Origin of the sequence: Nocardia cyriacigeorgica NBRC 100375 (assembly GCF_000308555.1) — a bacterium.
Lineage (GTDB): Bacteria > Actinomycetota > Actinomycetes > Mycobacteriales > Mycobacteriaceae > Nocardia > Nocardia cyriacigeorgica.
In genome coordinates, this window is sequence record NZ_BAFY01000249.1 from 1 (window position 1) to 25,457 (window position 25,457).

The 25,457-nt window shown below is 68.4% G+C and carries 21 protein-coding genes; 11 read left to right on the plus strand and 10 right to left on the minus strand.

From position 1 onward, the window contains the following. Positions 1-781, minus strand: a 781-nt coding sequence (locus tag RJ05_RS24930; RefSeq protein WP_036541342.1) for an SDR family oxidoreductase, incomplete at its 3' end; no start/stop codon positions are given. Positions 782-1,012: 231 nt separating this feature from the next. Here RJ05_RS24930 and RJ05_RS24935 point away from each other — a divergent pair. From RJ05_RS24935 to RJ05_RS24950, 4 genes are all read left to right on the plus strand, one after another. After that, on the plus strand, positions 1,013-2,368 hold the full coding sequence (locus RJ05_RS24935) for a lipase family protein (protein ID WP_036541344.1): 1,356 nt from the start codon (positions 1,013-1,015) through the stop codon (positions 2,366-2,368). Positions 2,369-2,450: 82 nt separating this feature from the next. Further along, positions 2,451-3,269: a tRNA (guanosine(46)-N7)-methyltransferase TrmB gene (gene trmB, locus RJ05_RS24940; protein ID WP_036541347.1), complete on the plus strand. Its 819-nt coding sequence runs from the start codon at positions 2,451-2,453 to the stop codon at positions 3,267-3,269. Further along, on the plus strand, positions 3,269-3,976 hold the full coding sequence (locus tag RJ05_RS24945; RefSeq protein ID WP_036541350.1) for an NYN domain-containing protein: 708 nt from the start codon (positions 3,269-3,271) through the stop codon (positions 3,974-3,976). Before trmB ends, RJ05_RS24945 begins: the two co-directional genes overlap by 1 nt. After that, positions 3,976-7,299: an MMPL family transporter gene (locus RJ05_RS24950; RefSeq protein WP_036541353.1), complete on the plus strand. Its 3,324-nt coding sequence runs from the start codon at positions 3,976-3,978 to the stop codon at positions 7,297-7,299. Before RJ05_RS24945 ends, RJ05_RS24950 begins: the two co-directional genes overlap by 1 nt. Before the next feature lie 32 nt (positions 7,300-7,331). Here the strand turns inward: RJ05_RS24950 and RJ05_RS24955 are convergent, their stop codons facing one another. From RJ05_RS24955 to RJ05_RS24980, 6 genes are all read right to left on the minus strand, one after another. Beyond that, positions 7,332-8,900: a DUF2339 domain-containing protein gene (locus tag RJ05_RS24955; protein ID WP_036541354.1), complete on the minus strand. Its 1,569-nt coding sequence runs from the start codon at positions 8,898-8,900 to the stop codon at positions 7,332-7,334. A gap of 819 nt (positions 8,901-9,719) precedes the next feature. Continuing rightward, complete coding sequence (locus RJ05_RS24960; RefSeq protein ID WP_036541356.1) at positions 9,720-10,394, minus strand: DUF1707 SHOCT-like domain-containing protein; 675 nt, start codon at positions 10,392-10,394, stop codon at positions 9,720-9,722. Positions 10,395-10,586: 192 nt separating this feature from the next. Then, a complete protein-coding gene (locus RJ05_RS24965; protein ID WP_036541359.1) occupies positions 10,587-11,243 on the minus strand; it encodes a response regulator in 657 nt (218 codons plus the stop codon). A 3-nt stretch (positions 11,244-11,246) separates the two neighbouring features. After that, positions 11,247-12,440 (minus strand): MacS family sensor histidine kinase, encoded by a 1,194-nt coding sequence (macS, locus tag RJ05_RS24970; RefSeq protein ID WP_081597518.1) that lies wholly within the window; start codon positions 12,438-12,440, stop codon positions 11,247-11,249. Then, positions 12,418-13,683, minus strand: a complete 1,266-nt coding sequence (locus tag RJ05_RS24975; protein ID WP_036541364.1) for an AI-2E family transporter — start codon at positions 13,681-13,683, stop codon at positions 12,418-12,420. Before RJ05_RS24975 ends, macS begins: the two co-directional genes overlap by 23 nt. A 191-nt stretch (positions 13,684-13,874) precedes the next feature. Further along, positions 13,875-14,894: a helix-turn-helix domain-containing protein gene (locus tag RJ05_RS24980; RefSeq protein WP_036541366.1), complete on the minus strand. Its 1,020-nt coding sequence runs from the start codon at positions 14,892-14,894 to the stop codon at positions 13,875-13,877. 252 nt (positions 14,895-15,146) lie between these two features. Between RJ05_RS24980 and RJ05_RS31515 the strand changes: the two genes are divergently transcribed. The 4 genes from RJ05_RS31515 to RJ05_RS25000 all read left to right on the plus strand — a co-directional run bounded on the left by RJ05_RS31515 (position 15,147) and on the right by RJ05_RS25000 (position 19,838). After that, positions 15,147-16,616, plus strand: a complete 1,470-nt coding sequence (locus RJ05_RS31515) for an alpha/beta fold hydrolase (RefSeq protein WP_104360157.1) — start codon at positions 15,147-15,149, stop codon at positions 16,614-16,616. 172 nt (positions 16,617-16,788) lie between these two features. Further along, the gene (locus tag RJ05_RS24990) at positions 16,789-18,309 is read left to right on the plus strand and encodes an adenylate/guanylate cyclase domain-containing protein (RefSeq protein ID WP_036541385.1); all 1,521 of its coding nucleotides are present in this window, start codon (positions 16,789-16,791) and stop codon (positions 18,307-18,309) included. 4 nt (positions 18,310-18,313) lie between these two features. Beyond that, entirely contained in the window at positions 18,314-19,408 is a 1,095-nt protein-coding gene (locus RJ05_RS24995; RefSeq protein WP_036541368.1) for a lysylphosphatidylglycerol synthase transmembrane domain-containing protein, read from the plus strand. Between the two features lie 58 nt (positions 19,409-19,466). Continuing rightward, complete coding sequence (locus RJ05_RS25000) at positions 19,467-19,838, plus strand: DUF3054 domain-containing protein (protein WP_036541370.1); 372 nt, start codon at positions 19,467-19,469, stop codon at positions 19,836-19,838. Between the two features lie 39 nt (positions 19,839-19,877). Here RJ05_RS25000 and RJ05_RS25005 read toward each other — a convergent pair whose 3' ends face one another. Further along, positions 19,878-21,557: an NTF2-like N-terminal transpeptidase domain-containing protein gene (locus tag RJ05_RS25005; protein WP_036541387.1), complete on the minus strand. Its 1,680-nt coding sequence runs from the start codon at positions 21,555-21,557 to the stop codon at positions 19,878-19,880. A gap of 310 nt (positions 21,558-21,867) precedes the next feature. Between RJ05_RS25005 and aroQ the strand changes: the two genes are divergently transcribed. Continuing rightward, complete coding sequence (gene aroQ, locus RJ05_RS25010; RefSeq protein WP_036541373.1) at positions 21,868-22,341, plus strand: type II 3-dehydroquinate dehydratase; 474 nt, start codon at positions 21,868-21,870, stop codon at positions 22,339-22,341. Here aroQ and RJ05_RS25015 read toward each other — a convergent pair whose 3' ends face one another. Continuing rightward, the gene (locus RJ05_RS25015; protein WP_036541375.1) at positions 22,342-22,794 is read right to left on the minus strand and encodes a nitroreductase family deazaflavin-dependent oxidoreductase; all 453 of its coding nucleotides are present in this window, start codon (positions 22,792-22,794) and stop codon (positions 22,342-22,344) included. Between the two features lie 207 nt (positions 22,795-23,001). Here RJ05_RS25015 and RJ05_RS25020 point away from each other — a divergent pair, with 207 nt between their 5' ends. Then, on the plus strand, positions 23,002-23,640 hold the full coding sequence (locus tag RJ05_RS25020; RefSeq protein WP_036541389.1) for a trimeric intracellular cation channel family protein: 639 nt from the start codon (positions 23,002-23,004) through the stop codon (positions 23,638-23,640). Between the two features lie 151 nt (positions 23,641-23,791). Next, a complete protein-coding gene (locus tag RJ05_RS25025; RefSeq protein ID WP_138445514.1) occupies positions 23,792-24,883 on the plus strand; it encodes a DUF6236 family protein in 1,092 nt (363 codons plus the stop codon). Between the two features lie 119 nt (positions 24,884-25,002). On the opposite strand, the gene RJ05_RS25030 is transcribed toward RJ05_RS25025, so the two are convergent. Beyond that, on the minus strand, positions 25,003-25,457 hold a 455-nt coding region (locus RJ05_RS25030), incomplete at its 5' end, for an SRPBCC family protein (RefSeq protein WP_036541380.1).

The window sequence follows — 25,457 nt, forward strand, 5'->3', positions numbered from 1 at the left end:
ACGAACCGCTGACGTATCTGTTCACTGTGCGCACCGCCCAGTTGGGCGCGTATTTCGCCGCGGTGGCGAGCAGTTTCGCCTGGGCGCCGATCTCGTAATGCACCCGGGGCAGCCTGCTCTGTTTCCTGGTGGCCGACCAGATGCCCTCGGCGACATCGTCGGCGGTCAGCCGCACGCCGAGCGAGCGAGTGGATTTGGTGTTGACGCCCTCGACCATCGCGGTGGCCACGAACAGCGGCCAGATCGCGATCACCCGGATGTCGTGGTGTGCCCATTCCAGGTCCAGCGCCTCGGTGAGACCTTTGACCGCGGATTTGGTCGCGCCGTAGCTGGCCAGTTCGGGCTGGCCGTAGATCGCCGAGGCCGAGCAGAGGTTCACCACTTGCGCGCCGGGGGTGTCGCGCAGATAGCGGAACGCCAGGTGGGTGCCGTTGATGACACCGCCGAGGTTCACATCGACGATGGCCTGATGCTGGGCGAGGTCGATCGATTCGAACGGGCCGGCGCGCAGGATGCCCGCGTTGTTGATCAGGATGTCCAGTCGTCCGGCGTCGTCCCAGAATTCGGCGAGCCGCTCGGTCCACGCTGTGGTGTCTGTCACATCGAGTAGGCCGGTGCGCACGGTGCCGCCCGCCTGGCCGATATCGGCGGCGAGTCGCGTCAGCCCGACCTCGTCGACGTCGTAGGCGCCGACGTGATAGCCCTGGGCAGCGAAAAGTAGCGCCGTGGCACGACCGATACCGGCCGCCGCGCCCGTGATGAAAACCGTCGGACCACCCATGCCAGGCAGCGTAGTGGGCTCGGCCACACCGTGCCGTACGATCCGCTGGGGCTGGCCCGCCGAATGCCGGGTAACTTACCCTGACCAGACGGTCGGCACCACAGTCGGTGCGTAGCTTGACTTTTCGTTCACGACGAGCGAGCGGCACACGCGCGGCGCCGGACCGCGCGGCGGCGAGACGCCGCTGGAAGTGCCCGAGATCGTGCATCGGGCCTCGACGAGGAGGTTGCGATGACTCGCGACAGGGCGACCCGGCCGCAGGCCGGCCCCACGACGACCATCGGCGCCGCGGACAAGTCGGCGCTGCTGCCCAGCCGCGACCCGTTCCATCGCCCGCCTCCCGGATTCGCCGACCAGCCCGCCGGAACCATCCTGCGCAGCCGCGCAGTCGAGGTGGCGCTGTTCGGCCTGGTGCCCCAGAAGGTTTCGGCCTGGCAGCTGCTCTACCGCAGCTGCGACCTGCACGGCACGCCCGAGGCCGCGGTCACCACCGTGCTGTTGCCGCACGGCGCCGAACCGGCCGAATCCCGCCCGCTGCTGGCCTTTCAGTCCGCGATGGACGCTGTCTCGGAGCGGTGTTCGCCGTCCTACGCCTTACGTCGTGGCGCCCATGCGCTCGGATCGATCACCCAGTTGGAATGGCTGCTGGTGGCCAACGCGCTGCGGCGCGGCTGGGCGGTCGGCATCGCCGATCACGAGGGCCCGCGCGGCAACTTCGGCGCGCCACGCGAACCCGGCTACCGCGCCCTCGACGGCATCCGGGCCGCGCTCGCCTTCGCACCCCTCGGCCTCGGCCCGGGCACCAGGATCGCGGCGTGGGGCTACTCCGGCGGCGGCATGGCCAGCTCCTGGCTGGTGGAAATGGCGCCGACCTACGCACCCGAACTCGATATCGCCGGTGCGGTGCTCGGCGCACCGGTGGGCGATCCCGGTCAGGTTTTCCAACGACTCAACGGCGGCTACTTCGCCGGCCTGCCCGCCATCGTGATCGCGGCGCTGCGCCGGATATATCCGGCGCTCGGCGCGATCATCCAGAACGAACTCACCCCGGACGGCCACAAACTGGTGGCGCGTGCCGAACGCTCCACCACCCTGGCCGCCGTGCTGGGCCTGGCGAACAAGAAGATGGACGATTACCTGCCGCGTCCGCTCGACGAGATCCTGGCCGCACCGGAGATGCAAGCCATGCTCGACGATCTGCGGCTGGGCAAAACCGCGCCGACCTGCCCGGTGCTCGTGCTGCAGCCGGTGCACGACCAGGTCATCCACATGGACGGCATCGACGGCCAGGTGCACCGGTACCGCAAGGGCGGCGCCGACGTCACCTATGTGCGCGACCGGCTCAGCGAACATTTCTCGCTGCTGCCGCTGGCCACCCCGATCACCCTCGACTGGCTCGACGCCCGGCTCGCCGGCAAGCCGGTCACCGAGGCGCGCGACAGCACGGTCTGGTCGGTACTGGCCTCGCCGGTGGGCGTGCGGGGACTGCTGGAGATGGCGCGCACGGCGGTACTGGTCGCGCTCGGACGGCCGCTGCGCGCACCCGAGCCGCCGGTCACCGAGGTCCGACAGGCGAAAGCCGCCTGACCCGGGGCAAGGGCCGGTCAACGCCCGTTTACCCGGCGCGCGGGCGGGTAACCACGCGGTCGCCTGCGTCGCAGAACACCGGATGCTGGACAATGGACGTGTGAACGACGCCGCGAACCATACAGACGAGTCAGTTCCGGTCCCACCGTCCACAGCATCGGCTCCGGCTGAGGCAGGCCGGCGGTCGAAGACCGGGTCCCGGCTGTATCCACGGGTGACCAGTTTCCGGTCCCGGCGCGGCGCTCTCACCCCCAACCAGCAGAAATCCTGGGATCGCACCTGGCCGCTGATCGGTCGCGAAGTGGCCGACGAGCCGCTGGACGCCGACGCCTGGTTCGGCCGCTCGGCCCCGCTGGTCATCGAGATCGGCTGTGGCACCGGCACCGCGACCGCCGCCATGGCGCAGGCCGAACCGCACCTGAATCTGATCGGCATCGAGGTCTACCAGCCCGGCCTCGCCCAGCTGGTACAGGCGATCGAACGCGAGCAGATCGGAAACATCCGCCTGCTGCGCGGCGATGCCGTCGATGTGCTGGAGAACATGATTGCCGAAGAGTCGCTGACCGGTGTTCGCGTGTTCTTCCCCGATCCCTGGCCCAAGGCCCGCCATCACAAGCGCAGGCTGTTGCAGCCGGCGACGCTCGCGCTCATCGCCAACCGGTTGAAGCCGGGCGGTGTGCTGCATGTCGCGACCGATCACGCCGGTTACGCCGAGCACATCGCCGAGGTCGGCGCCGCCGAACCCCTGTTGACCGGCTTGAACGAGACCACCGGCGGGGTCAGCGCCGAGCATCGCGACAGCGCCCCGATCGGTTTCGAGCGCCCGGTCACCAAGTTCGAGGGCAAGGCCCATCGCGCCGGAAGCGCTATCACCGAGTTCATATGGGGGAAGATCGAATGATGAGCGTCAGTGAGATGGCAGCGGCCGCGGACGAGGTTGCCGGCGAGGTGCGCGGCGCCGACACCGCCGATATCCGCCGAGTGCTGTTGGTCTGGGACGCCCCCAATCTGGACATGGGGCTCGGCGCCATCCTCGGTGGCAGGCCCACCGCCGCCTACCGGCCCCGCTTCGACGCCCTCGGCCGCTGGCTGCTCTCGCGCACCGCGGAGCTGTCGGTCGGCGCCGGGCAGCGGGTGGAACCCGAGGCCACCGTGTTCACCAATATCGCGCCGGGCACCGCCGATGTGGTGCGGCCGTGGGTGGAGGCACTGCGCAACGTCGGTTACGCCGTCTTCGCCAAACCCAAGATCGACGAAGATTCCGATGTCGACGCCGACATGCTCGCCCATATCGCGATGCGCCGCCGAGGCGCCGGGCTGGCGGGCATCATGGTCGCCTCGGCCGACGGGCAGGCCTTCCGTGAGCCGCTCGAGCAGATCGCCGCCGACGGTGTGCCGGTTCAGGTACTCGGCTTCCGCGAGCACGCGAGCTGGGCGGTCACATCCGATACCCTCGAGTTCGTCGATCTCGAGGACATTCCCGGCGTGTTCCGTGAACCGCTGCCACGGGTTAGCCTCGACTCGCTGCCCGACGAGGGTGCCTGGCTGCAGCCGTTCCGGCCGCTGTCGGCGCTGCTCACCTCTCGCCCCGCACAAGGAGTCGCTTAGTGTTCACCCGCTGGGGCGATCTGGTCTACCGACTACGTTTCGCCGTCATCGGCGTCGTCGTGGCCGCACTGCTGGCTCTCGGCGGCTACGGTCTCGGACTCGGCGACCATTTGAGCAACAGCGGATGGGACGACCCGACCTCGGAATCGGCCGAGGCGGCGCGGATTTCCGACTCGGCCTATGGCCGCGATCACACCAGCGACGTGATCGTGCTGTACACCGCGCCCGAGGGCAAAACCATCCACGACCCCGAGTTCAGCAGCAAGATCATCGACAGCCTCAACCGGCTGCCGCGCGAACATCCCGAGCAGATCGCCAAGGTCAACGGCGCCTATTGGGCGACCGAAACCGGTCCGGCGCAACCGAGTCTGTTCGGTTCCAAGGACGGCAGGCACACCTTCGCCTCCATCGCCATCGTCGGCGACAACGACACCGACATGGTGCGCAACTTCCGCCAGGTGAAGGACGCCTTCTACATCGACGGCGTCGACGTGCAGGTCGCGGGCCTGCAAGCGGTCGCGGGAACGCTCAACGACACCATCGCCAGCGACTCCAAACGCATGGAGGTCCTGGCCATTCCGGCCGTGGCGATCCTGCTGTTCTTCATCTTCGGCGGTGTAGTGGCAGCCTCGCTGCCGTTGATCGTCGGCGGCCTGACGGTGATCGGCGCCAACGGCATCGTCATGGCGTTGACGAACTTCACCGACGTCAACTCCTTCGTCTCCAACGTCGTGTCGATGATCGGCCTCGGTCTCGCGATCGACTACGGCCTGTTCATCGTCAGCCGATTCCGTGAAGAACTCGCCGAGGGCTACGACACCCCGGCGGCGGTCCGGCGTTCGGTGATGACGGCCGGACGCACCGTCGTGTTCTCCGCGACCATGATCATCGCCAGCCTCGGCGGCATGCTGCTGTTCCCGCAGGGCTTCCTGAAATCGGTGGCCTACGGCACCATCGCGACGGTTTCGCTGGCGGCGCTCACCTCGATCACGCTGCTGCCCGCCATGCTCGGCATCCTCGGTCCGCGGGTGGACAAGTTCGGGCTCAAGTGGTTCCGCAAGACCAAGACCGCCGAGGAAGTCGAGAACGGTTTCTGGGGTCGCTCCACCCGCTGGGTGATGAAGCACCCGCTCAAGATCGCCATCCCGATCACCATCGGGCTGCTGCTGCTGATCATCCCGGTGAAGAACCTGCAGTTCGGTGGCATCAACGAGCGGTATCTGCCGCCGGACAACCCGACCCGGATGGCGCAGCAGAACTTCGACGAGATCTTCCCGCTGCGTAAATCCGATCCGGTGCAGCTGATCATGGTCTCCGACAACAGCAATTCGGTCGGCAAGGTCTGGAAGCAGGCCAGCGAGGCGCCGGGCCTGGCGGGCAAGTTCGAGGTGCCCTCGCGCTCCACCGAGCGGACCGACGTCTACCGGACCACGGCGACGCTGATCGACTCCGAGGACTACCGGCCGACCATCGAGTACCTGCGGGCGATGGAGGTCCCTGACGACGTCCGGCTGCTGGTCGGCGGGCAACCCGCGTTCACCATGGACAGTATCGATGCGCTCATCGATCGCATGCCGTTGATGATCGCGCTGGTGCTGTTCGTGACGACGGTGCTGATGTTCTTGACCTTCGGCTCGCTGGTGCTGCCGATCAAGGCGGCGTTGATGAGCGCGCTCGGTCTCGGTTCCACACTCGGCATCCTGACCTGGATCTTCGTCGACGGTCACGGCGCAGATCTGCTGAATTTCACACCGCAGCCGATCATGTCGCCGGTGCTGGTGCTGATCATCGCCGTGGTCTACGGCTTGTCCACCGACTACGAGGTGTTCCTGATATCTCGCATGGTGGAAGCGCGCGCACAGGGCGCCTCCACCACCGAGGCGGTGCGCATCGGTACCGCGCACACCGGGCGCATCATCACCGCGGCCGCCTTGATCCTGCTGGTGGTGACCGGCGCATTCGCGTTCTCCGATCTGGTGATGATGCAGTACATCGCCTACGGCATGATCGCGGCGCTGTTCATCGACGCCACCATCCTGCGCATGCTGCTGGTGCCCGCGACCATGAAGCTGCTCGGCGACGACTGCTGGTGGGCGCCGGCCTGGATGAAGCGCATCCAGCAGAAGATCGGCCTCGGTGAACCCATCCTCGACGACGAACGGCCCACCAAGGGCGAGGTCGTCGACCTGGTGAAAACCACGCCCATCACCGACCCGGTGACCATGCAGATGCCCGCCATGCCGGAAAGCCAGCAGCGCAAGACGCCGCGGCGCCCGCGCACGGTGGAGGAGATCGAGGCCGAGGCGCCGACCCAGCGCCTGGATGCCCTTCCGCCGGAACCGAACCGGCCGCGCGGCGCGACGTCCACCCAGCACATTCCGATGCCGGTGCCGCCGGATCCGACCAGGCCGCGCGCGGCGCACGCGACGCCGCCGCAGCCGGAGCCCGATGCCGGCGAGTCGGGCGGTTCGACGTTGCGGTTGGCGCCGGATTCCCCGCAGCCGCGTGGGTCCGAGCGCGTCCGCCCGCCGCGTGGGGCCGCCCCCGACCCCGGTGCGGCCGCACCGGTTTCGGAATCCGGTGTGATCGGCGGTTCGGTCGCTCCCACGCCGAGCCACTCAGAAACCGCGCCTGGCCACTCGAGCCGAACGGGTCCGAGCCATTCGCCCGAATCCACTGCCGGCCCATCCGCTTTCGGCGGACACTTCGGTCCCGCGGACCCGACCCGTCCGCGTCCGCATCCGCCGGAGCGGCCGTTCGAACCGTTCGGCGAGGCTCCCGGAGCTGCGACGGAATCGGCTCGGCCGCAGCACGATCCGTTCGGTGTCGCACCGGAAGGCGTCGTGTCCAATGGCGCTGCCGAACCGACCGGCAGGCATTCCGATGCCGCGCCCGCCCAGCGGGCAGAGCCCGAGCCGGGAGACGCGACGGCGACCGCGTACTACCGGGTGCCGACATCCGAGCAGCAGCCCGCACCCGATCGGTTGCCTCCGCTGCCCGGTTCGTCGTCCACCGAGGCCGCACCCTCGCCGGAACCGCCACGTCCGCTGCTGCCCCGCGTCTCCACCCCGGGTGCGTCGGCGAGCCCAGCACCGGCCCCCGACGAGTCGGCGACGACGGAAGTCCCGGCGCAGCCCTCGGATTCGGCGCAGACGCCCGAGCCCGAGCCCGGTGATGACAGCCGCAGCAGCATCGAGAATTGGATGGCCGAACTCCGCTCCTCCCGCCGCCGCACACCGCCACCGGACCAGGGGCGGCACCATTCGGGCGATGGGCGCACCGTCAGCGTGAACGAACTGCTGCGGCGGCGCGAGAGCGAGTAGGGGCCGCGCCGCAACGGCCGATTCGCGCCCGTCTACCGCGCCGGCGAATCCTCGTTGCCCGCGTCGGCGAAGGCGCGGGCGTACCGGGTACCTGCCAGCAGGAGCAGCACGCCGACGATGAGGAAGGCGGCGACGCGGACCAGGCCGTCCAGGGTGGCCAGGTCGAACAGGAACAGTTTGGCCAGAGCCGCGGCGGATACCAGCAGGCCGGAGCCGAGCGCCAATTTGGCGACGGCAGGCGAGCGGGAGAGTTTGCGCAGGCCGTACAGCAGAGCGGCGGTGGCGGCGGCCATCCAGGCGATGGTGGCGGCGCTGTGGCCGATGAGGAAGCCGTCGGTGGCGCCGGACGCCACGCCGATCGACACCGTCGCCACCGTCACCGCGTACAGCCCGGCCAGGCTCCCGGTCACCCACAGCACCGCGTCCGCGACATCGCCGCCGATCCCCGGCAACCGCCGCACGGCCCATACGCCGACCACCACAACCGCGAGAGCGAGCAGCGCGGCGAGCAGTGTCGAGATGCCGAGCCGCTGCTCGGCCAATCGTTGCACCGCAAGGGTTTCCGGCGAGGCGCTGTCGAGGAAGACCAGCGCGCCGAGCGCCGCGAACATCGCGCCGATTCCGGCGGCCACCGCATTGCGCTGCTGCCCCGCGACACCGAGGAAGCCGAGCGTGACCAGCAACAGCGCGATCGGCAAGGTCTGCCCGTTCGTCACCCCGAGGCATGCCTCGAGCAGCGCGAACGCGCCCGCGACGGCGGCCGCGATCGCGGTATGCGGCGGAATGAACCGGCGCGAGCGCTGATTCGGCACGACGGCGGTTGCCGCGGCGGCCAGCAGCACCGCGGCGAAGAGTGCGGCAACGAGTACCGAGGTGCGGCGTTCGAACATCACCGGCGCGGCCAGCAGCGGCGTGGCCGCCATCGCGAGGGTGACGGTGGCGGTGATATCGCCGGACCGTTCGCGGACCGCGAGTACCGCACCGATCAACCCGACGGCCGCGATCGCGACCGCCGCGGTGAGCAGCAGGTACAACCGCGCCCGCTCCGGGGTGTCGAAGGTCGCCACGGCAATCGCGGCCAACGTGGCGAGCACCGCGGGTGCCGTGCGGACGATGTGCAGGATCGGCCAGTTGCGCGCCAATTGCACCGGCACGCATGCGGTTTGCAACACGATCAGGAACCCGAGCAGTGCCAATTCCACCGTGACCACCGGCGACAGCACCGCCGCCCCCGCCACCACCAGCACCGCCAGCGTCTGCGAATTCCACCGCATCGCCAGCCACACCCCCGCCGCCGCGACGGCCGCCGCCGGCGCCAGCCCCGCCACCGGCGGCAACCACTCGTACACCGTGGTCACCCCGACCACATTGAGATAGCCGCCCGCGAACCCGGTGGCCGCCAAGGCGATTCCCCCGACCTGCCCACCACTGCGCCCGTACACCCGCACGCCCGCGCCCACCAGCGCCGCCGAGAACGCCACCCCCGTGGCCACCCGGGGCACCGGCCCGAAGAACCCGGCCTGCGCCGCCAGCACCAGCAGCATCACCACCCCGATCAACGTCACCCCGACCCCGGCCACCGCAAGCACCCGGCTGATCACGCCTTCCTGCTGCCACCACGGCGTCCGCTTCGGCCGCTCCGGGGGCCGCCAGGCCCCCGTCGGCGCACCCCACCCCGGCGACCCCGGCAGAACCCCATACGGAACCCCGGCGCCCCGCGGCGCCCAAGAACCCGGCTGCCCGAATCGGCCGCCCGGCTGCGCATATCGACCACCCGGCTGCGGGTACCGACCACCCTGGGGATAACCACCCGGCCCGTACGCCCCAGGCGGCGAAACGGTCCCGGCCTTCGGCGCACCACCGGCAGGCGGGACCAAGCCCGGCGCAGGCACATCACCCACGGGTGGCCAGGCCCGCGCCCCCTCGGCTGCCGCATCCGCCCCTCGTGCCTCGGCGCTCCCGCTCGGCCGGGCCGGTTCACCGGGACCCGGAGCGCCCGACGTAGCTCCAGGTCCAGCAGCCGCGCTGGTCTCGGCGTCCACGGGGCGCGCCGAGCCGCCGGCCTCCGCGCTCGCCCCGGCGGACGGGCCCGGTGACGGTTCACCGGCCGGTCTTCCTGCCCGCTCCGACGCGACCTGGCAGCGCAAAGCCTCCAGGTCGCGCCCCAGCGCCCACATCTGGTTGCCGAGTGTCTCGAACTCGCCCGACAACCGCGAGATCAGCACCGGATCAATAGCTGTACCCATGCTTGAAATGCTCGTTCCCGCACGCACGGCACACATGAGTAGAAACACCCGGCGGGCGGCGAATATCTACCCGAATCCGCAGGTACACGGGCTACTGGCGGGCGATTGGCACCGCGGTGGACAACGGGCAACCAAACCAGTTCCGCGAAGGCAGCGGCTGGTGCCGGTAGGCCATCAGAACCCCATGATCTTGCGCCAGTTCGACATGAACGGGTGCTTGGCGGTGACGGAGCCGAAGCGGGTGCGGCCGTGCACGATCAGGTGCAGGCGGCCGATGGGTGGGCCGGTGCGGACCTTGTTGTTGGCGCTGGAGCCCACCAGGTCGAGACCGTTGAGGTCGACGGTGGCCTCACTGGGGACGATCAGCGTCAGCCCGGTGAAGTAGTCGTCGACGTGCAGCTCCACCACCTGGGTAGCCATGATCGCCTCGGTGAAGTCCAGGGTCACCGAGGAGAACGCATTGTTGGTGTGCAGCACCGGGGCCACCTGCCACGGGCCGCGGCGGCTGAGCGTGGACAGCCGGCCGCGGATGACGCCGCCCGGATGCTGTGCCATCGGGGCCTGGTATGGCTGGGGCATCGGGCCGAGATGCGGCGTCGACGGCTCCGTCAATGGGCGTGGCGCGTTCACGAAGGCGGTGGACGGTGCGGCGGGCTGCCCGATCAGCCGGACGCCGGGCAGGTCGATGAGCACGGAGTTCAGCTCGCCGCGGGTCTTGGCGGCCAGCGCGGTGTCCATTCGCTCGGTGAATTCCCCCAGCGACAGCATCCCGAGCCCGACGGCGCGTTGCAGCAGCTCGCCCACGTGTTCCCGTTCGGCGTCGGAGACCCGCAGGTCCCGTTCGCCCACCGGACCCCCGGGGCCGATACCTGATGAAACCGAATCGGGGCCGCCCATGGGTCCGAGGTTACCGAGAAAAAGCCCGTTCCGGCATCGGGGCGATCCCCGATTCCACCGCGCCCGGCATCCTCCGGAAGTCGTACGAGCGCCACCCAGCGTCAGCGGCACCACCGGCCGGACGTGCGCCACCGGCATTCCGCCCTACTCGAGCCCCTGTTCGATCGCATACCTCGTCAACTCGACCCGGTTCGCCAGCTGCAACTTCCGCAGCGTCGCCTGCACATGGTTTTCCACCGTGCGATGCGACAAGCCGAGCCTGGACGCGATCTGCTTGGCCGACAACCCCTTCGCCACCATCCGCAGCACCTCGGTTTCGCGTTCGGTGAGCGCGGGCCGCGGCGGTGTGGCCGGGTCGGCGGGCGCGGTGGCGATGCGGCGGTACTCGCCGAGCACCAGCCCCGCGAGCCCGGGCGTGAACACCGCTTGACCGGCGGCGGTCGCGCGCACGGCATCGCGCAATTCCGCCGACGACGCGCTCTTGACCAGGTACCCGGTGGCGCCGGCCTTGATCGCGTCCAGCACATCGTCGCGTTCGGCCGAGGCCGACAGCACCAGCACCCGGCTGTCCGGCGAGACCCGCAGCACCTCGGCGGTGGCCTTGGCGCCGTTGCCGTCGGGTAGCTGCATATCCATCAGCACCACCTCGGGGCGGACGGCCGCGGCCCGTCTGGTCGCCGCGCCGACGCCGTCGGCGGTGGCCACGACCTGGAACCCGGATTCGGTCAGATCGCGGGAGACGCCGTCGCGCCACATCGGGTGGTCGTCCACCACCATCACGGTGATCGTGTCCTCGCTCATCCGCTACCTCCCTCGCGCTCGAGCACGCGGAACCCGCAATTCCCATTCGGTACCGAAGCCGACGCCGCCGGTCTCCTCGGTCAGCAGTTCCGCCGTCCCGCCGAGGGCTTCGATCCGGCCGACGATAGAGCGCGAAACACCCATCCGCCCTTCCCGTTCGGCCTCGGCGAGCCGGCCCGGCGCGATGCCGACACCGTCGTCGCGCACGCTGATGATCACCTCGTCGCCGGTGTCTTCCAGCAGCACATAGGCTTTCGCGTCCGGCCCGGCGTGCAGCGCGACGTTCGACAACGCGGTGGCGACGGCAGCCGCGATCTCGGTGCCGGCCCAACGCCCCACCGGCACCGGATCACCGGGTGTCGACACGAAGACGTTCGGCGTGGCGTGTTCGGTGAGCAGCGGCCGCAGATCGACCTCCGCCCCGTCTTCGACCGCACGGGCACCTTGCTCGGAGATCAGCACCCGCAGCGCCACTTCTTGTTCGCCGGCCCGCTGCGCGAGTTCCGCGGTGGGTCCGCCGATTTCGGTGCCGCGGCGTTTGATGTAGCTGAGCACTTGCAGCACGCCGTCGTGCACTTGGCGAGCCAGCCGTTCGCGTTCCTCGGTCGCCGCGTTCAGCCGCACCGCCCGTTCGAGCTGACGTTGCGCGGTCCGCGCGGTATTGGCGGCCAGCCCCAGCGCGAGCCCGACCGAAACCAGCACCGGAGCGGTCGCATCGGTCCACACGTCCTGGCCCCACTGGTCCCGCACGGTGATGCTGGCGGCGGCGACGAGCATGCCCGAGCACACCCCGAACAGGGGTCCGCGCAGGATCGCCGCCGAGATCACGGCGTTGGTCGCCCACAGCGTCGTCGGCAGGGTCTGATGACCGTGATACCAGTCGTAGTCGGCGACCAGCCGGGTCGAGGCCATCAGCGCGATCACCACCACATGGTCGCCGACCACCACCCAGCCGCGCAGCCGGACGGCGTCGGGAAAATGCCACTGCGACAACATGATCGCCGAAACCCCCGACCAGACCGCCATCGACGCGATCAGCACCCAGCTCAACCGCTGGTTCTGGTAGTACGGCACCGAGGCGATCTGCTGGCCCACCGCGTACAGCAGCGTCACCAGCCGGAAGGCCTGCGCGGCCCGCCACAACGGCGCGGTGGCGGTGTCGGCGGGGCTCGGTTCAGTCGCCCGGGGTCGCGTCATCGCTGGTCCCGGCCTCATCGGCGGTGTCGGGCCCGGCGGACTCGGGTCGAGCGCCGGTCGCACCCGGTTTGTCCGGACCTGGCTTCCCGCCGAGCTTGCGCTGCGCCTCGGCCAGCATGGCGCCGACATCGAAGCGCCCCGGCGCGGTCACATCCGGTTCCGCCGAATACAACCTGCCGTCCTCGTCGGTGCGCAGCTCCTCGAACAGCTCCTCCGGATCCTCGGCCAGCAATGACCGGATCGCGGTGTTCATCACCGCGACGAACGGCACCGCGAGCAGACCTCCCGCGATCCCGCCGAGCACCACGCCCGCGGTGATCGCCAGCACCACCGCCAGCGGATGGATGCTCACCGCCCGCCCGAGCAGCAGCGGTTGCAAGACATGGCCTTCCAGCTGCATCACCGCGATGATGATGCCGAGCACGATCAGCGCCGTCACCAGCCCCTTGGTGACCAGGGCGATGAACACCGCCACGAATCCGGCCAGGAACGCGCCGATGATCGGGATGAAGGCGCCGACGAACACCAGCGAGGCCAACGGCAGCGCCAGCGGCACCCCGAGGATCGCCAGGCCTGCGCCGATACCGATGGCATCGACCGCGGCCACCGCCACCGTCGCCCGGACGAACCCGACCAGCGAACCGAACCCGAGCTCCCCGGCGGTGCGCACGCGCCGTCGATGCGGCGTCGGCACGATCCGGATGACGAAATGCCAGATCTGATCGCCGCTGTAGAGGAAGAAGATGAGGATGAACAGGGTGAGGAAGGTGCCAGTGAGGATGTGGCCGATCACCGTCGCGGTGGTGAGCGCTCCGCTGGTCAGCTCGTCCTGATTGGACTGGATGGCCTTGACCGCGGTGTCGCCGGCGCTGCGGATCTGGTCTTCGCTGAGGTGGATCGGCCCGGTGATCAGCCAGTCCTGCACCTCTTTGATGCTGTTGGTGAACTGATCGGTCAGCTGCGGCACGCCCTCGACGAACTGCTCGACCACGAAGGTGAGAATCCCGGCGACCAGCCCGAGCGAGCCGACCAGCACCACGAACACCCCGACCGAGCGGGCGATCCCCAGCCGTTGCATCCAGTCCACCAGCGGCGCCAGCAGCGCGGCCGCCAGCAGCGCGATGGCCAGCGGGATCACCACCGTCGCCAGCCGCTGCACAATCATCGCCAGCACGGCGACCAGCGCGAAGATGACGAGCAATCGCCACGCCCACTCCGCGCTCACCCGCACGATCGGATGCACCGCGTCGGCCGCCGCCGACGCTCTCCCCTCCCGCTGTGCCGCCGTCTTCGGCGTCGATCCCGCGGAACCTGACTTCGGCTCGGTCACCTTGCCGAGCTTATCTTCAAGGCCCCCTCGAGCCACGCGGTAGACACCCGGGCTCCCCACCCCGTTTCACTTCGGTCAGCCTCGATCAGACCCCGGACAGGTGCTCATGTTGATCGGGTATGGCTCCCCCGGTGCTGACGACGGAAGGTGTCGGGGCTCTGGCCGGCCCATCGGTGGAAAGCGCGGCGCAGGGCTCGGGCGTCGGTGTAGCCGACGCGGGTAGCGACCGATCGGACAGGGAGATCGGTGTCGCGCAAGAGCTTGGTGGCGTAGTCATGACGTACGAATTCGACCTCGGCGCGCCAGCGGGTGCCGTGGTCGCCGAGGCGTCGTTGCAGAGTGCGGGGGCTCATGGCCAGGCGGTGCGCGACCGTGTCGAGGGTGAGGTCGTCGCTGTGCAGGGCATCGATCATGGCGGCGCGGAGTTGGTCGTGCCAACTGGGCGCGGTCCGCGCGGAGGCGATGGTCAGTTCGGCGTAGTGGCGCATGATGCGGCCGAGGTGGGGATCGGCGCCGAGCGGGAGTGGGCCGGGGTCGCGGAGGGTGATTTCGGTGTGCGCGGCGCCGAATTCGATATTCCGCGTGCCGAACTCGTCGACAAGGTATTGGTGGCTGCCGCGGACGCGATGCTTGAAGGTCATCCGCACCGGGATGAGCCGCTGCCGGGTGGCCTCACGGGCCCGGCGCAGCAGCAGCGCCTGCGCGAATTCCTCGGTGGGGCCGAAAGCGATATCGCCCGCATCCACCCGCCGGACGGTGATCAACTGCCCGTCTTCGGTCACTTCGCCGGAGATATCGGGGGCGGTGACGACCGCGCGCAACTCGGACGCGGCGCGGAGCCCCTCGGCCAGCGTGGGTGCCGTGCTGATGAGGTAGTCCCACACGTGCAGGCTGCCCGACCTCGCAGCGCCGGCAACGAGCAGACCGACAGTCGGTCCGGCGGTGGCCGCGGCCAACTCCCACATACGGAACGCCGTGTCCAGCGGTACCCGGATCAGATCCTCGCCGAGCAGAGCCGGATCGAGGCCCGGTAGCCGCTCGAGTTCCGCCCGTGCCACCCCCTCCCGCAGCACGGTCGCCCGAATCAGTCGGGCCAACTGCGCCGACACCGTGCCGTCCAACATCGTCGGGATCGTAACCGATGAACGGACGGCGAGCCGCGATGCGATATCCGGCGTGCAGAGTCCGCATTCTGCGCGGACGGTCCGGTCCGCACCTGCTGACATCGCCGGCGCTGCCGAGTGGCGTGTTCTGTCCGCTGAACGGCAGGTCGGGTCCTCCGGCTAGCACTCGGACAGGCCATAGGTTCATGACCGGGCGGCGGATCGATCGTCCGCCGCACATTGCTCCACCCATGCGCTACCCGAAGAGGTTCCATGCCGGTACCCGATGTTCCCCAGATCAGGCACAGATTCGCGGAGGTCGACGGAGTCCGCGTCTTCTATCGCGAGGTAGGGCGCCCGGACGCGCCCGTTCTCCTGCTGCTGCACGGCTTCCCGTCGGCCTCCCACCAATTCCGGCGGCTCATGGACGCGCTCGGCGGCCGGTACCGGATGATCGCCCCCGACTATCCGGGTTTCGGGTACACCGAGGTCACCGACGGTTTCGTCTACTCCTTCGACCGGCTCACCGACATCATCGAAGGCTTCGTGGAATCGCTCGGACTGGCGAGATTCGTCCTGTATGCCTTCGACTTCGGCGGGCCCGTCGGCATGCGGTTGGCCACCAGGCATCCCAGCTGGATCGCCGGTCTGATCATCCAGAACGCCAACGCCTACGACGAAGGCCTATCCGATATGGCGCGGGCCATGGCCGCCAACCGACCGGGTGTTCCGGGCGCCGAGGAGAACATTCTGCGAATTCTCGAACTCCCGGTCACCCGCGGCCAATACGAGGGCGGCGCCACGGACCCGGAGCTCATCGCGCCCGACGGTTGGACCTTGGACCAGCATTTCCTTGATCTGCCGGGCCGCAAGGCCGCCCAGGTCCAACTGGCTCTCGACTACCACAGCAATGTGGCGCGCTATCCGGAATGGCAGCACTGGCTACGCACACATCGGCCTCCGGCGCTCATCGTCTGGGGCCGCAACGACGCCTTCTTCCTCGAGGCGGGCGCCCGCGCCTACCTTCGCGATCTGCCGGACGCGGCCATCCATCTGTTCGACACCGGCCATTTCGCCCTCGAAGACAGCCTCACCGAGATAACCCCGCTCATCAGTCGATTCGTCGATGACTTGACCAAGGAGAAAATCGTGAAAATCGCAGTCATCGGCGCCTCCGGCAACCTCGGCGGCGCGGTGGCCCGCGCGGCCGCCGCCCGCGGACTCCAGGTCACCCCACTCGGCCGCGACACCATGGACGTCACCGATCCGGCCTCGATCACGAGCTCCGTCGCCGGCCACGATGCCGTGGTCGCGGCCATCAAAGGCGACGACCGCCTGGTTCCCCGCGCAGCCGCCGCACTGCTCGAAGCACTTCCGCTCGCCGGGGTGGACCGCCTGATCTTCCTCGGCGGGGGCGGCAGTCTCGAATACGCGCCCGGGCAGCGCTTCGTCGACTCTCCGGACTTCCCGGTGCAATATCTGCAGACGGCCCGAGACCAAGCCGAAGCGTTGGAGATCTTCCGCGGTTCCGCGTCCTCGCTGCGCTGGTCCTACGTCAGCCCACCCCCGATTCACCTGATCCCGGGTGATGCCACCGGAACCTATCGCGCGCAGGCCCGCGACACCCCGATCGGGGATGCCGGCGGCGACAGCCGCATCACGGTCGGCGACTATGCCCGCGCCATTGTCGACGCCTTGCAGAACGGCTCCTTCATCCAGCAACGCTTCACCGTCGCGTACTGAGCCGACTTCCGGCGCGCCGACTCGCAGGCGCGCTACTGGGCGGCGACCGGGAGGAATGAGACCGGTAACCGCGCGCCCCGCACTGCGCGGTGCGCCCGCGTTGAAGCCTCTGAGCGGCGGGGAAGCTAGATTGGTGATCGTGTCAGCGCCCTTGGAAGCGGTCAAACAGACCATGCATACGCGCTGGCCGCTGTACCTGACGTCGATGCTGTTGGCCAATGCCTTCGGCGCGGTGCTGGTCTGGGCGTTCATCCAATACGGACTTCCCATACCCGAAGGTGAGGCCGCCGGACCGCGCCAGGTGGGCCTGCTGATCCCGGCGCTGGTCTTCGTGATCGGTGGCCTGCTCAGCGTGGTCGCCTCGGCGTGGATGCTGCGGCCGGTGATGCGGTGGCAGGTGCGCGGGGGCCCGCCGAGCAGGCAAGAGCAGATGGCCGCCCTGCACGCGCCGCTGCGGCAGTCGATCCTGCATCTGGCGTTGTGGATCGTCGGCGGCGCGGTGCTGGCCTCGCTGATCATCGTCGACACGCCCGAGCTGGCCGGTGCGGTGATCGTCACCGAATGTATGGCCGCGACCATCGTGTTCGGCTTCACCTACATGCTCGGCGAACGCATCCTGCGCCCGGTCGCCGCCGAAGCGCTCACCGCGGGCACCTTCGACCACACCCTCACCCCCGGTGTCGGCACCCGCATGGCGATGACCTGGGGTATGGGCACGTTCGCGCCGACGATCGCGATCGTGCTGCTGTGCGTCACCCAGATCTCTTCCGACATCAAGTTCTCCGCGCAGTCGCTCGCGGTGTCGATCCTGCTGCTGTGCGGCGTGGTGATCATGCAGGCGCTGGCGTTGTCCATGCTCACCGCCTCCAGCATCTCCGATCCGGTGCGCCAGCTCAGCCAGGCCATCGACCGGGTCCAGGCCGGGGCGCGCGATGTGCAGGTCGAGGTGTTCGACGGCAGTGAGATCGGGCTGTTGCAGGTCGGCTTCAACCGGATGATGGAGGAGGCCGCCAAACGCCAGCAGCTCCAGGAGCTGTTCGGCCAGCACGTCGGGGCCGAGGTAGCCCAGCGCGCGCTCGATTACGGCACCGAACTCGGCGGTGAGACCCGCTTCGTCGCGGTGCTGTTCGTGGACATGGTCGGCTCCACCGCCACCGCTGCCGAGCGCCCGCCCACCGAGGTGGTGAGCCTGCTCAACGAGTTCTTCCGGGTGGTCGTCGACGTCATCGACCGGCACCACGGCTTCGTCAACAAGTTCGTCGGTGACGCCGCGCTCGCGATCTTCGGCGCACCGCTGGACCGGCCGGACGCGCCCGCCGCGGCCCTGGCCGCCGCCAGGGAATTGCGTGAGGCCCTGCGCGAGGTGAACGGCCTGGATATCGGTATCGGCGTATCGGCCGGACTGGCCGTCGCGGGAAATATCGGTGCGGCCAATCGATTCGAATACACCGTCATCGGAGATCCGGTCAACGAGGCCTCGCGGCTGACCGAGCTGGCCAAAGACCAGCCCGGCCGGGTGCTCGCCTCGGGCTCCGCGCTGTATTTCGCCGATGAAAGTGAGCAAGAGTTTTGGGTGACCGGCGACGAGGTGCAGCTGCGTGGACGGCGCAGAAAAACCAGATTGGCCTGGCCGAAGAACGGCGCCGAGGCCACCGGCGATGCCGACGAAGAACAGGTGCGTTCGTTAGGCTGACCGCGTGACGGCCAACGGCGCTCCAACAGGCGATTCTGTCTCGCCTGCGGCCGCTGCCGCGCCGGTTCGACGCAATTTCCGGTGGCTGAAATGGGTTGCCGGTGTGGCGTTGCTCGCATTATTGATCGGCGAAGCCATCTATCTCTGGCCGCGTCTGCACGAATCCTGGCGCACGCTCACCGAAATCCATTGGGGCTGGGTAGCGCTGTGCATCGCATTCCAGGCGATGTCGATGAGCGGTTTCGGCCGGGTGCAGAAACAGTTGCTCGGCGCCGGCGGTGTGCGGGTCAGCCAGCGCAAATCGGTAGCCGTCGTCTATGGCGCGACGGCGATGTCGGTGACGCTGCCCGCCGGCCAGGTCTTCTCCACCGCGTTCACCTACCGGCAGACCCGGCGCTGGGGTGCCAGCCCGGTGGTGGCGTCCTGGCAGCTGGTGTTCTCCGGCGTGGTCGCCGCGGCGGGCCTGGCGCTGCTCGGCGTCGGCGGTGCGCTGCTGGTCGGTAACCGGGTGGGCCCGGTGAAGCTGATCGTGACCGTGCTGGCCATCGTCGCGCTGGTGTGGGCGGGCAATTACATCTCCAGCAATCCCGGCGCGCTCGAAGCGGTCGTGCGCACAGTGCTCGCGCTGGTGAATCGGGTGCGCAAACAGCCGCCCGACCACGGAATGTCCAAGGTCACCGACATGCTGGCGCAGCTGGAATCGGTCGATCTCGGCACCCGTGACGGCGCCTGGGTGGCCGGATGGGCGGTAGTGCACCGAATCGCCGACGTCGCCTGTCTCGGCGCCGCCTGTTACGCCGTAGGCGGTGACCCGAAATGGGCGGGCCTGCTGATCGCTTTCGCCGCGGGTAAAGCCGTCGGCTCAATTCCGTTCGCGCCCGGCGGCATCGTCTATGTGGACGCGACCCTGATCTACGGTCTCACCGCCGCCGCGGGATTGCCGGCCGCACAGGCGGTGGCCGCCGCATTCGTCTATCGGCTGGTGAGTTTCATTCTGGTGGCGATCATCGGCTGGATCGTTTTCGCGTTCGGCTTCCGCACGAAACAGGCCGATGAGGTGGAATACGAAAAGGAATTCGAGCAGCGCCGCACCGTTTAGCCGGGGTGTAGCCGTGGCGTGGCGGGGGATTGGTTGAAACGAACACTAAGCTGACCGGGTGAGGATTTTCCTGCCGTTGGTGGTCGATGCCCTGCTGGTGGTCCTGTTCTGCGCGATCGGACGGCAAAGTCACGACGAGGCGGTGCTCGCCGGATTGTTGCGGACGGTCTGGCCGTTCGCGATCGGATTGGCGGTCGGCTGGGCGGTCGCGGTGGTGGCGGTGAGCCGGATGTACGGCGAGGGCACTCGTTTCGATGGCAGTTCGCTCTGGCCGACCGGGGTGCTGGTCTGGCTCGGCACTCTCGGCGGCGGCATGTTGCTGCGTTCGGTCAGCGGCCAGGGCACGGCGTTCAGCTTCATGCTGGTGGCCGCGGGCGTACTGGCATTGTTCCTGCTCGGCTGGCGTGCGGCCTGGAACGCGATCAACTGATCGGGCTCCAGGCGCTGGTGTTCAGGACCGCGCAGCGGTTCAGGGCTCGGGCTTGGTGAACGAGCGGAACATCCGGGCCGCCATCCGCACCGCGGCATCACCGCCATCGATATTGTCGATGTGGACCGCGAAGGCCAGATCACCCATGGTGGCGATCAACCAGCCGTCCTCGCCCGCTTCGGCGACGAAGCCGGTGACCCCGCCGTACATCCGAAGCTCTGCCATCCTCGGGTCGTTCATGCCGTCGCGCATCATGGTGCGCAGCCGATCGGTGACCGGCGCAGGCAACGGCTCGAGCTGAGCATCGGTTTCGCTGGGCCGTCCACGCTCGATCATGGGCGGAGGCACCGAGCCGCGCGCGATCGTCGCGGCAGCGATGGCCATTCCGAAGGGGCTGGCCAGGACCGCGTCGGCCCCCGCGCCCTGCCGCACTTGCTCGGCGCTGCGTCCCGAGATGGCCAGTCGCCCGGTGACCTCGTCCAGACCCGGCACCCGGAAATCGACGCCGATGCCGAGCTTGGTCGCGGCCTCGGCCGCCTCCTGCACCGAGACGTCGGCCGGCGCTTTACCTTTTTCGACGGCAACGATATTGCGGAACAGCTCGATGTTCGCACCGATCGGATACAGACCGGTGAACGCCACCGGTCCGTGCTCGCTGGCGTAGCCGTTCTGGGCCACCGCGACCACAGCTCCGGTGGAGGGCTGGATCGCCACCAGCGAAGCCGGACTCGCCACACTGACCACCGCATCCAACGCAGCACGCTGCAATTTCTGATCCATGGTCGCGGCGATATCCGGACCCGCCGGGCCCTGCTCACCGGCCAGCTGGGTGATGAATCGGCCGTCCTTCTCGAACAATTGGACAGCCCATCCGGAGTGCGCCTGCTGGCTGTCCTCCCACACCTCGGCCAGCCCGTCCAGCATCGGGGAGCGCACCCGGCGGTCGACGGAGATGACCCGCGGCTGCTTCTCCATCACCACGCCGGGAATGGGCGCCATCCGCGGCTCGAGGATATTGAAATCGCCGTCGCGCAGGCTGACCGCGACGATCGGTTTGCCTCCCGATGAGGCCAGCTGCTGCATCAGATACGGCCCGGTGATCAGCGAGGCGACCGGTTCGATCGCAGCGGCGAGCGCATTGGTCGAGGCGACCGGATCGGGCATGAGCGCCGGATCCAGTTTGATCACGTTGATGTTCTGCTCGGCCATCAGCGGTTCGCCGACGATATCGACCACGCGCGGTGGCGGTTTCGGGGTGGTGCGCACCAGCTTGACGTCGCGGGTGTGGCTCAACTGCGGCATCACGATCGCGGGGTCCCAGGAGATGCGCCAGCCGATGGCGAGTTTACGGACCGAACCTTCGATGCTGTAGGACCAGTTCTTCTTTTCGCCGAAGCTCCAGTCGACGTCCATGCTGAACAGACCCGAAGCCGGGTCGAGCTCGATGAATTGGGTTTTCTCGTAATCGACTTCGCCCGATTCCAGGCCCTCGAACATTTGCTTCAAGGTTGCCGAGGCCGCGGTGGGGTAGGACGTCAGCTCCGCAGCGGCCGCGTAGTCGTGCTCGTCGAGCAGCTCGGTGAACCGTTCGACGACAGCCTCGGCTTCGTTCGGCTGCTCACCCAGACCACACGATCCCATCGCGAATACCAGAGCCGCCACCCCCGTGAGGGCCAGTGCGCCCCGGAAGCGAAAGCGGCGGGATCCCCACACATCCATGTCGCCCACTCTTCACTCTTGTCACTCCAGTAACAAGACCACCGTACCTGAAAAATCCCTGTTTGCGGCGCCCCCCGAGCCGGGAGAGCGACCCGTACACAACGGTGTCAATTGTGCCCGATCCCTCCCGTCTCCGAAGCCGATCACCAACGTCGTCCGATGGCCCGAAGACAACCGGCGCAGCTACCGTACCGACCGAGCCGACGCGGCGTGCAGATACCAGCGAACTCGGCGTTTCACATTAGATACCCCATCCCCTCGGCGGCCAATCGCGAGGGTCGGCGCGGCCCGGATCGGTAAGGTTGCCGGCATGCCAGATACCGCCGCGCCGAACCCGCCGATCCTGGTGCTCAACGGTCCCAACCTGAATATGCTCGGCGTACGCCAGCCGGAAATCTACGGCTCCGAGACCCTCGCCGACGTCGTCGAATTGTGCACGCGCACAGCCGCGGGACTCGGCCGCGAGGTGCGGGCCTTCCAGTCGAATTCCGAGGGGGCCCTGATCGATCAGATTCACCAGGCCCGCGGGACGGTGTCCGGCATCGTCATCAATCCCGGCGGGCTCACCCACACCTCCGTGGCACTGCGTGACGCCCTGGTGATTCCGGAGGTGCCGATCGTGGAGGTGCACGTGAGCAATGTGCATGCCCGCGAGGAGTTCCGGCACCACTCCTTCATTTCGCCCATCGCCACCGCGGTGATCGCCGGAATGGGTGTGTTCGGATACGCGGCCGCGATCGAATTCCTGGTGCGGCGATCGAACGCCGACGCGGTGCGCCGCTGATCAGGCGATGCGGAAAACCGGGAAACCCGGCGCGATGGCGGCCAGCTCCGCATCGGTGGCGTCCTTGGTGACGCCCTCGAAGAACCGGCCCACCTCCCAGCCCCAGCGCTTCAGGTAGGCACGCAGCAACGGCACCTTGTCGGCGTCGTCGACCTCCCGCGCGGTGAACGCTTCGACCTTGCGGCCCAGCCGCAGCTCACCCTCGCCGGCGACGCGCAGATTGCGCACCCATTGGGTGTGTCCGCGCGGGGCGACCAGGTAGCGCGCGCCGTCGATGTCCATGACATTGACCAGCGTGCTGCGCCACTGCCCGCTCTTGCGGCCGCGCACGGCGAGCAGTCGCGAACCCATGATGCTGATGCCCAGCTTGGGCAGAGTGTTCATGATCCGATTCATCGTCGCCTCACCCCGCCCTGGGCCGATGTATCGGGTCGCCGCGTTCGTGCCGGTCATGTCGATCTCCTTTGTGAGCGATGCTCTCTGTTGAGAACAACGGTCTCATGCCGCGCATCCAGAGTCAAGAGCAGTGCTCTCCTTTCCTGGGCTACTGCGAACGTGGGCAGCCATCGAGTCCGGTGTATCGGCACGGACGCCCGCCAAGCGATGGACACGGCGCCCCATCCGGTCGCTGCGAGGCCGGCGCTGGTGGACGATGGTCGGATGGCGGCGGCTGATCTCTCCGATCTGTTTTTCGTGCTCGACCTGAGCGGCGTACTCGCGAACGCGATCCTGGGCGGCGTGCTGGCTCGCGCGGAGCGATTCGACCCGATCGGCTTCGTGACCCTGGCGATCCTGTCCGGGCTCGGCGGCGGCCTGATCCGCGACACCCTGCTCCAGCGCGGAACCCCCATCGCGCTCACCAACTACGCCTATCTGGTCACCGCGCTCGCCGGTGCGTTGATCGCCTTCGTCCTACTGATCGAGGGCAAACTCTGGGACCGCACCTTCCTGTTCGTCGACGCCGCCGCCCTCGGCTGCTGGGCCGCAACGGGCGCCCAGAAAACCCTGGCCGTCGGCCTCGGCTGGCTGCCCGCCGTCCTGCTCGGCACCATCACCGCGGTCGGCGGCGGCATGGTCCGCGACATCGTGCTGCGCCGCACCCCACGCATCTTCGGCGGCAACACCCTCTACGCCACCGCCGCCCTGGCGGCGAGCATCGTCATGGTCACCCTCGCCGCCGCGGGCCAGACCACCGCCGGCATGATCTGCGCGACCACCGTCGGCGCGGGCCTGTGCCTGCTCGCCCACTGGCGCGGCTGGACCCTCCCGGAAAGCCTGCCCCGGCGCGCGGCGGAGTGAGCCGATCGGCCGACCGTCGCGCCTCGGACCCGTTATGGTCGGCTCGGACTCGGCAGCCGCGAAAGCGCCTGTCCGAGTTCGTTCGACCGATACCGGCGATGACCGGCATCTACGGACCACTGCCGATGAGGGAACCGAGGACGAGGCGATCGTGCCGAATTTGTTCTACTACCCGAAAATCAACGCACCGCAGTCGGTGATCTACCAGGCATTGCTGTACTGGGATCGTTTGATCACCGTCGCACCGGCCGGTCCGATGGACGAGTTTCTCGGACCGCAGATGCGTCGGGTGAACGACGCGGGGCTGTACCTGCGGTTGCCTGCCGATCGGTGGCCGGGCGGCGACGGCGCGGTGGAGCGAGCAATGTGGACGCTGACGCGTCTGCTCGGCGAGATTCCCGCAGACGACCTGGTCCCGGACACCGGGCCCGACAACTATGTTCATCGCGGGAAGTTCTCGCCGGACCTGATCGAGGAGTTGCGGCTGCGGGGACTGGCTCGCGAGGCCGGACTCGCGGTCTATGTGTCGGCCGCGACACAATTGTGCTTGATCAGCGCCGCGGCGCGCGATATCGCTCGGTACTACAGGGGTTCGAGTTACGGTGAGCGTGGCAACGACTACCACTACATCGATAGTCTCTACCCCTGCACGGACAGTCCGGCCGCCCATCGTTTCGCGCACTCACCATTCGTATTCCCTCCCACCGACCCCGGCGCCGATAACTCCCTTCATCCTCGCCGGTACCGGGCGATATTCGCTAACCGCCTTCCCGATCCGCGTCCCGTACCCTGCCTGGATGTCGAGATCGGCGGGCTGCTACCGGTTCCCGGCCACGAGGTGCGGATCGAGGATCTGATCGCCTTCCGTGAGCGGTACAGCGATGAACGACGCCGCCTCATCACGGCGATCGACCGGCTGGTGCGCGGCTTGCAACGCGACTATGACGATCCCCGAGACGTTTTCCACGCCCTACAGGGCGAGCTCGAGCGAGCCTTGGCCGATCTCGAACACGCAGGTCGCTGCGCCAGGATCAATTGGGTGCGGCGAGCGGTGACGGTGTCGATCGCGTTGGCATCCGGGTACGCCGGACAGAAGGTGTATCCCGATGCGGGCTGGGTCCTCGGTGTAATCGGCGGAGCCGCAATCAATGTCGCGACCACTACCACTCGATCGTCCCGTGGGGAGTTCGCCGATGACATCACTTACTTGCAGCGGGTGCGATCGGCCGTCGCGGGCCGGTGATACGCATCGAACTACGTGCCGATCCGAGAACGGCGCGACAGACGGACACCTCGCGCGGGCGCCCATCGGCCAGATCGGGCGGCTCGCATCTGGCCGGCAGGCTCGCCCGCGACGGGTGATCAGCTCTCGGCCGGCGCGGGCAGCACCTCTCCGGTTTCCAGCAGGGTCTTGAGGTTCGACAGGATGGACGGCCAACCGCCCTGCACGCCTTCGAGGACCCGGCTGCCCGGTGCGAAACCGTCGTGGACCACGGTCAGCTTCACGACCTCACCCTGCGGTTCGATCTCGAAGGTGACCTTGGAGCGGGGTTCGGCGGACCATTCGGCGAGTTCGCCGTCGTCCATGCCGAATTCGGCGGCGAACTCGGGGCCGATGGTGTGCCATGTGTAGGACAGCCGGCGGGGCGGATCGGATTCGAGCACGACCTGCTCGGGATCCTTGCCGACCCAATTGCCTTGCTTCCACACCATTTCCGAGCCCTGCCGCCAGTCGGTGTCGAAGGTGGCGCCCCAGTATCGGCTGGTGAAAGCGGGGTCGGTGAGGGCCTGCCAGAGTTTTTCCGGCGTGGTCTTGA